We start from the raw sequence: 7,341 nt of genomic DNA, 5'->3' as shown, positions 1-7,341 counted from the left end.
GGACTTCGCGAAACGGGTTGTCACGATCATTACAAGCGCGACAGTGGCGAAGGCAAAGCTGAATCCGATCTCGGAATATTCCGCTTGGCCTATGAGCACACGGGGAGCCGTCGAGAAGAAGACGAAGTAGGTGCCCATACCGGCGCTAAAGCCGACAGTGTAAACCCAAAAAGCCGGACTCGCGAAGATCGGCAAGACAGATCGGCGCGTCTTGACTTGATCCAGAGGGCGGGTTTCGTGCCACCTGAAACCCGCATTTAGGAGTGCGAGCATCGCCAGTATAGCCAAAGTAATGAATATCGCCTGCCATCCCAAGAACTCGCCGATCAATACTCCGGCGATAGGGCCGAGCGCAGGCACGAACGCCAGCATCGAACTGAAAAGGCCGTAGATGACGACACCCTCAGGACGGTTGGCATAAACGTCGCGAACCGTCGCGAACGTCGCCACCAGCATGGCCGACGCGCCCACTGCTTGAAGTAGACGGAAAGCGACAAAGGCCGGTGCAGTTGAAGACCAAGCTGCTCCCAGAGACGCAATGACGAAAGCCGTTGCGCCCGCAAGTAGAATTGGCCGTCGCCCGATTCTGTCTGAGAGCGGACCAAAAATCACCTGGCCCACGCCGAGCATCACCATATAGAGGCTCAACGTGAGTTGGATCATAGCGGGCGTCGTGTTCAGGATGCCGGGCATCGCTGGAACGACAGGGAGATAAATATCCATCGCCAGTGAAGCGAGGATGTCGAAAGGAGCCATCAGCAGCAGTGCTGCCGGCAGCGTATAGGCCCACGCGGGGCGTGTGGTGGTCATGACGAATCAACCCTCGATTAAGGAATACCGGGCGACGTCTGCTCGTCAGCAATCAGATGAGACTAGCCTTACAGAGCGCCGCAACAACAATACTGGTTGTTGCGGCTTACTTGTCTGCTGACTTGGAATTTCCCATCTGATTACTCCACGCTTACGAATATGAATTGCTACATTTTATCCGATTATCTTTTGCTTCGCAATAATGCAGTATAAACCCAGCCTGAATTTGTTTGAATATACGTAAAGTCACTCACCCACAGTTGGTCAGGATGATCAGCAGTAAAATTACGTTTTACCAAGTCATCCGCTCGTTTTTGATCATCTCGGCTACGGGTGGTTTGTTTGTTCTTACCACGCCAAACACCTTTTATACCTAGCTTTTGCATTAATCGAGCAACAGTACAGCGCGCAATAATATAGCCTTCACGTTTCAGTTTTTGCCAGACTTTACGTACACCATACCGACCTGAACTTTCCTTCCAAATTCGTTTAATCTCCTCAGCATGATGCAAGTCATGTAAATCTCGCTTTGCTCGATGTTCTGGATTTTCACAGAGATCTAGAGTCCGGTAATAGGTTGAAGGTGCGATCGGTAAAATTCTACAAATCGCCTCGACTCCGTACAGCTCTTTATTATTATGGATAAAATCCACCATTATTTGTGTGGGCGGTCGAGCTCCGCCTGGGCGAAAAAAGCGGCTGCTTTACGTAGAATTTCATTGGCGCGTTGCAGTTCTTTATTTTCGCGTTCGAGTTGTTTGATACGTTCTTGGTCTGAAAGCTGCTGTACTTTAACTGGATTTTGTTTATCTAAATATTTTTGATACCAAACACGTAGTGTTTCAGGAGTACAACCCTTGCGCAGTATACTGCTCAGGGAGCAATAGCGGTGATCGCAGCCCAATTCGATGGATAATCTTTCTCGGATTCAATCAATAATTGAACCGCTCTTTCTCTGATTTCAGGGGTATATTTTACTTTTTTCATCGGGACATTCTCTCAGAAAGCTTGGTCTCCGACAAACCCGGTACGGTTCAAAAATCTTCCATTGATTTATTTATATCTGTTAAACCAGTCGCATTATGAAATGTAATATAAGTAGAAATTTCAGTATAAATGGTCATGATCTTTTCTAAATTTGAATATCTAAGCGTCTTCATTAATCAACCTTATTGATTATTAGTTTCTTCTTTTAAAGCTCTTTGTACTGTTGCTATCCCTACTTTAAACTTTTCTGCAACACCTCTAAATGTTGAATTTTCTTCAGCCATTGCTTTTCGTATTTCAACATAGTCAACCTTCCGCTTTCTTCCCTTATATAAGCCCTTCGCTTTGGCTTTTGCAATTCCTTCCTTTTGACGCTCACGGATCATGGAGCGTTCAAACTCTGCAAATGCAGCAAGCATCTGAAACATGAGTTTATTTATTGCCGATTGTGCTACATCATGACTGAAGGTCAAATTCTCTTTATGAAAAATAATGGTTATACCACGATCATTCAGACTATTCACAATTTCGTTCAGATCATTTGTATTACGTGCCAGACGATCAATACTATGAACATGCACCGTATCACCTTCACGCAGATAGTCGAGCATTGCATTTAACTGAGGACGTTCACGGCTACCACCGCTTGCCTTTTCAGTAAAGGTCTTATCCAGGCTGATTCCATCTAATTGACGTTCAGTATTTTGTTCAGTTGAACTGACTCGAATATATCCGACCTGATTAGGCATTCTGTACCGTTAGAGTTTAGATAATTAAATACATATTGTACCGAAATTAAATATTAAGTCTATAAATACGGTTTTTGAGTTGCTTTTTAAGACTTTATTTTGTTCCGTTAGGCTATAGTCTAAAGTAACAGAATGAATATTCTACCCCCGATAGAAACAGCCGTACTCTGGGGGGAGATTTTTTTGATGTGCAGGTGCCGACCCTTACCAGAAGGCACTGTTGAAAATAACCACGAATCGTAAGCTGAATACTCTTTTAGCTAAAGGAGCAGCATATGAATTCTTTCCATAAAATTTAGGCTTGTATACCCAGAAAAATGTGGAACTTCTTAGGTTTCATACATGAGGATTTTGGGCACTGTTGCAAATAGAGATTTGAGTCGATGAAGTTCCTTTTTAAAAGTGCTTAGAGACCGAAAACCCTGTTGATTAGACACACTTCACCTTGAGGCTGACCATAATAAAATGACGATGCTTGTCCTTTACGTAGTGCACGCATGACTTCAATACCTTTAATTGTGGCATAAGCCGTCTTCATAGATTTGAATCCTAATGTGGCCCTGATGATCCGCTTTAACTTACCATGATCACATTCAATGACATTATTTTTATACTTAATCTGCCTGTGCTCAATATCTACTGGACATTTTCCTTCTCGCTTTAACCGTGATAAAGCATGGCCATAGGTCGCTGCTTTATCTGTATTGATGACCCGTGGAATTTGCCATTTTTTCACCGTATTGAAGATTTTTCCTAAAAAACAATAGGCTGATTTACTGTTCCGTCTAGCGGAAAGGTAAAAGTCAATCGTATGACCACGTTGATCAACTGCACGATACAGGTAAGTCCATCGCCCCTTCACTTTGATATAAGTCTCATCCATATGCCATGAATGTAAATCTGTAGGATTACGCCAATACCAGCGTAAGCGTTTTTCCATTTCTGGAGCATAACGCTGAACCCAACGATAAATTGTGGTGTGGTCAACATTCACACCCCGTTCAGCGAGCATTTCTTGAAGTTCACGATAGCTGATGCCATATTTACAATACCAACGAACAGCCCAAAGAATGATTTCACCTTGAAAGTGCCGACCATGGAAGGGATTCATCTGCTGTATCTCGAAATAAATAAGATATTTAGCTTATCATGTCAGCCTATTTGCAACAGTGCCATATATTCGCCTTTTGGATGGAGAACAAGCTCTGCACCACCAAAGCCCACATTTATTACATTGCCTTACCCTGCAACGTTTAATCCATCCATTACAGCAATACTACCCGTTCACATTACTTTATCTCGGCTGATAATCAGCGCAGTAACTTTAGCCAATCTCGCTGCAATTTCCATGTCAGGAATTTGTCCACTTATTCCAATGATGATGAGAACTGCAGCATTGACTTAGATCGCCAGTGCTCAGTACTGGCCATCATGTAGCTTTTATCGCTTTAGCGCCTTAACTTATTTAAGTGGCGTAACTTGCATAACTTATGCATCCTATTTAAGTGATGTAAGTTATAGTATTCCGTGTCAGGAATCTGTCTACTTATCAGCGTCCGCGGAACTGCAGGATTTCTGCTTTGTTGTTCGCAACGAGGGCTAATTCTGGAGTTCCGTATAAGGCATAATCAATAACGACGCCTGATGCGAACATAGCGATTGGGCTGAAACGGAAGGTATCAGGAGCAATCGCTTTGGCAGAATTCCCCAAGGTGCTCACAATAAGATTCACATTGATGAAATCTGGCTTTCTACTCAGCCCATGGATATGCGAGCAGTTACTTATACTGCTCTTTCTCATGTCCTAAAAGCCTTTGACCATGTCAAATCGCAACATTGAGGTTATCTTGTTTTGGAATAAGCGTGGTCATTGTATGAAAGTGTTGATATATGATGGACTGGGTATTCAAAGCTCTACGGTTGGAACAAGCAACATTTCACTGGACTCAAACTCATCATAGTGAAACAATTACAAGCATTGATTCAGAGTTTCGCTTGATAAAGAATTTGACAATGTGCATCAAACATCATGACATCAATTCAGTCAGCCAAGCTGAATAGCCTAGATCCGTGTCTGTGCAGAAAAGGACGCCTTCATATAAAATAACTCAAATAGATAAATTACCACCACACTGCTAGAGCCTGAGCTGAATTTAAAAATATCTATAGGGTTCACCGGGGACTTACAGTAAATTTAACTTGGATAAAAAATATCCCCCTTAAAAAAGTGGGATATTTTTAATTTATTTATTTAATATTTCTTTTAATTCATCTGCACTATATGTCGATAAATTTTCTATAGCTGCTCGAACAATACTTGAACGATTTATTCTTGCATTTTGCCCTTTTACAACCAGCTCATCAATTAGTTTACTAATATCTTCATTGAGAGAAAAAGTGTAACGAATAAATTTTTTTTCACTTGATTCTAAAGCCTTTACCCTCTTTTCTGCACCAGATATAAATGCATCTAACATTTTATCTTGTTCAGTAGGTTCAGGTTTTTTGTTTAGCCCAGTTAAACCAGCCATAGTTATACTCCTAAAAACTCTCTTGCAATACTTTCAATTTCAGCTTTCGCTTTAGGATCACTATTTACTTCAAAAACCGAAAGCCCATTTTCATCTGCATCATCATAAACATTTCGATTTGTTGTGATTGAATTCAATGCATCAATACCAAATGATTTGCATGCCTCTTTTGCATCTAAAATTCTTTGAACTTGAGAAGGAAGAGTTGGACACTGAGTAATAATTGCTCTAGCTTTCAGATTTGGATTTACTGTCTTTGCTAATTTTAAAACTTGTTCCATATGATCTAAAGTTTTTAGATCTCTTCGTTTGGGTCTAAACGGCAATAACATATGTGTAGCTATAGTCATTGCTGAACGTAATGCTTCAGAATCCTGTCCACCTGCATCAATGATAATATCTTGGTATCTTTTATCTAAATCTTTTAAAACTGAACGTATATTCCCTGATGCTTGTACTGATGGAATATTATTTAATTCATCGTTTTCATCTCTTTCTTTGACCCAATCTGTTGTTGTTCCTTGAGGGTCAGCATCTAATAAGAGGACGTCTCTTTGACTTTGTTGTAAGTAAACTGCAAGATTTTGAGCTAAACAGCTTTTACCAGCACCGCCTTTTTCACCACCAACTAAGATAATCATAATTTATGTAAGTTACGTAAGTTTGTTTGTGTATAATTTAACGGTGATTTATGAAGTAATCAACTATCATGAAAAAAAAAATTAAAAAAAAAGTTATCCACAAAAGAATGGTCTTTTTGAATTTATATATATTTATTTAAATTTATTATTTATATCTCTGCTCAAAGCTTGACTAGCAAAGGGATACAGGAAGTATATGTTGACAAATTCCTACCAATAAGTTGACTTTTTCCTGTTTCTGAGTTGACATATTCCTACCAATAAGTTGACTTTTTCCTGTTTCTAAGTTGACAAATTCTGTGCATAAGTTGACAAATTCTTTTATTAAAAATACTTTCATTTGTGGACGTTAAGTAGTATTGTCAATATATCTATTTATAACATTTTCCTTAATATATCTTCCTATGAGTAACATAGTATATAAAGATAATAATTTGGTTGAAGCATCGTATTCACTAAATCTATCTGAGCAAAGGCTAATATTAATTGCGATCATTGCTGCTCGAGAAATTGAGAAAGAACTTACTTCTGATACTATACTTACGATTCATGCTTCTGAATACATGAAACAGTTTAATTTAGGACGTCAAGCATCTTATGAAGCGTTACAATCTGCATGTGATAATCTTTTTGAACGGCATTTGAATTATAAAGCAGTAGATCCTATAACTGGAAAAATAGGAATATACAAAAGTAGGTGGGTTTCAAAAGTTGGTTATGTTAAGGAAGAGGGATGCGTCCAACTAATTTTTGCACCAGATATTATCCCCTTATTTGTAAAACTTGAAGAAAAGTTCACAAGATATGAACTTAAACAAATCTCACCACTTACAAGCATTTATGCTATTCGCCTGTATGAGTTACTCATACGTTGGAGATCAACTGGTAAGTTATATATTTCTATAGATGAGCTTAGATCAAAACTCGGATTGATAGAAGATGAATATAAAAAGATGGGAGACTTTAAAAAAAGGGTTCTTACCGTAGCTTTAAATCAAATTAACAAATTTACGGATATTACTGTTTCTTATATACAAAAAAAGGAGGGAAGAAATATTTCAGAATTACATTTCATGTTTGAAGAAAAAGAACAAAATAAAACGAGTACAAGTGCTCCTTTAGAGCCAACTTATAAATTGACAGCTAAGCAATGTATATTCTTTGCTAAAAAGCTATGTGATATTACTAACTATCCAAAATTTGGTAATGATTTCGCACATCGTGGAGAGACTCTAGAAGACTTTCAGGAAAGGATATCAAGTGATCTTCTTGATAGCGATAATGTTAGAAAGTATTTTTCTTATTTGTTAGAAGTTGGTTATGCTCCTAAATACAAGAAGTAACCCTTTAGTTAATTGTCACTTTAAACAAAAGACCACGCCCTCTCATACTAAGTTTTTAATTAAGATTGCTTTCATGTGATTTTAATATGAATTAGCATAAGTTACATAACTTATGCTGGTTAAGTAACCACCTATCCTGCCTTTATAATTTATTGCTGCAGTTCTCATCATCATTGGAATAAGTGGACAAATTCCTGACATGGAAATTGCAGCGAGATTGGCTAAAGTTACTGCGCTGATTATCAGCCGAGATGTCGTTATTGATTATGCCTTATACGGA

The 7,341-nt window shown here is 39.0% G+C and carries 7 protein-coding genes, 1 pseudogene and 1 other annotated feature; of the genes and pseudogenes, 1 reads left to right on the top strand and 7 read right to left on the bottom strand.

Annotation, left to right across the window (positions count from 1 at the left end; translation table 11 throughout):
- From cml to FTU34_RS17150, 7 genes and pseudogenes are all read right to left on the bottom strand, one after another.
- The coding region (gene cml, locus FTU34_RS17180) for a CmlA/FloR family chloramphenicol efflux MFS transporter (protein ID WP_180012496.1) at positions 1 to 810 on the bottom strand (810 nt) is incomplete at its 3' end.
- Between the two features lie 197 nt (positions 811 to 1,007).
- Positions 1,008 to 1,797: pseudogene (locus tag FTU34_RS17175) on the bottom strand (IS3 family transposase); the annotation flags it as partial.
- Positions 1,392 to 1,508: a sequence feature (AL1L pseudoknot), on the bottom strand. (Overlaps the previous pseudogene by 117 nt.)
- Before the next feature lie 182 nt (positions 1,798 to 1,979).
- Complete coding sequence (locus tag FTU34_RS17170; protein ID WP_006581699.1) at positions 1,980 to 2,546, bottom strand: recombinase family protein; 567 nt, start codon at positions 2,544 to 2,546, stop codon at positions 1,980 to 1,982.
- A 406-nt stretch (positions 2,547 to 2,952) separates the two neighbouring features.
- Positions 2,953 to 3,657: an IS6-like element IS1008 family transposase gene (locus FTU34_RS17165; RefSeq protein ID WP_001067790.1), complete on the bottom strand. Its 705-nt coding sequence runs from the start codon at positions 3,655 to 3,657 to the stop codon at positions 2,953 to 2,955.
- A gap of 438 nt (positions 3,658 to 4,095) precedes the next feature.
- Complete coding sequence (locus FTU34_RS17995) at positions 4,096 to 4,266, bottom strand: hypothetical protein (protein WP_017400106.1); 171 nt, start codon at positions 4,264 to 4,266, stop codon at positions 4,096 to 4,098.
- A 523-nt stretch (positions 4,267 to 4,789) separates the two neighbouring features.
- On the bottom strand, positions 4,790 to 5,077 hold the full coding sequence (locus FTU34_RS17155) for a hypothetical protein (protein WP_000908082.1): 288 nt from the start codon (positions 5,075 to 5,077) through the stop codon (positions 4,790 to 4,792).
- A 2-nt stretch (positions 5,078 to 5,079) separates the two neighbouring features.
- Positions 5,080 to 5,718: an AAA family ATPase gene (locus FTU34_RS17150; RefSeq protein WP_000585007.1), complete on the bottom strand. Its 639-nt coding sequence runs from the start codon at positions 5,716 to 5,718 to the stop codon at positions 5,080 to 5,082.
- 404 nt (positions 5,719 to 6,122) lie between these two features.
- On the opposite strand from FTU34_RS17150, the gene repM reads away from it, so the two are divergent.
- Complete coding sequence (gene repM / locus FTU34_RS17145) at positions 6,123 to 7,061, top strand: replication initiation protein RepM (RefSeq protein WP_002046604.1); 939 nt, start codon at positions 6,123 to 6,125, stop codon at positions 7,059 to 7,061.
- Positions 7,062 to 7,341 lie beyond the last annotated feature (280 nt).

The organism is Acinetobacter sp. YH12094 (genome assembly GCF_013419295.1).
Lineage (GTDB): Bacteria > Pseudomonadota > Gammaproteobacteria > Pseudomonadales > Moraxellaceae > Acinetobacter > Acinetobacter amyesii.
The sequence above is the reverse complement of the archived record's forward strand: the minus strand, read 5'-3'. Positions and strand labels throughout refer to the sequence as shown.

What these genes read in the sequence shown, in the direction of transcription:
- FTU34_RS17170 (WP_006581699.1), bottom strand. Translation starts at nt 2,546, where the DNA reads ATGCCTAATCAGGTCGGATATATTCGAGTCAGTTCAACTGAACAAAAT.
- FTU34_RS17165 (WP_001067790.1), bottom strand. Translation starts at nt 3,657, where the DNA reads ATGAATCCCTTCCATGGTCGGCACTTTCAAGGTGAAATCATTCTTTGG.
- FTU34_RS17155 (WP_000908082.1), bottom strand. Translation starts at nt 5,077, where the DNA reads ATGGCTGGTTTAACTGGGCTAAACAAAAAACCTGAACCTACTGAACAA.
- FTU34_RS17150 (WP_000585007.1), bottom strand. Translation starts at nt 5,718, where the DNA reads ATGATTATCTTAGTTGGTGGTGAAAAAGGCGGTGCTGGTAAAAGCTGT.
- repM (WP_002046604.1), top strand. Translation starts at nt 6,123, where the DNA reads ATGAGTAACATAGTATATAAAGATAATAATTTGGTTGAAGCATCGTAT.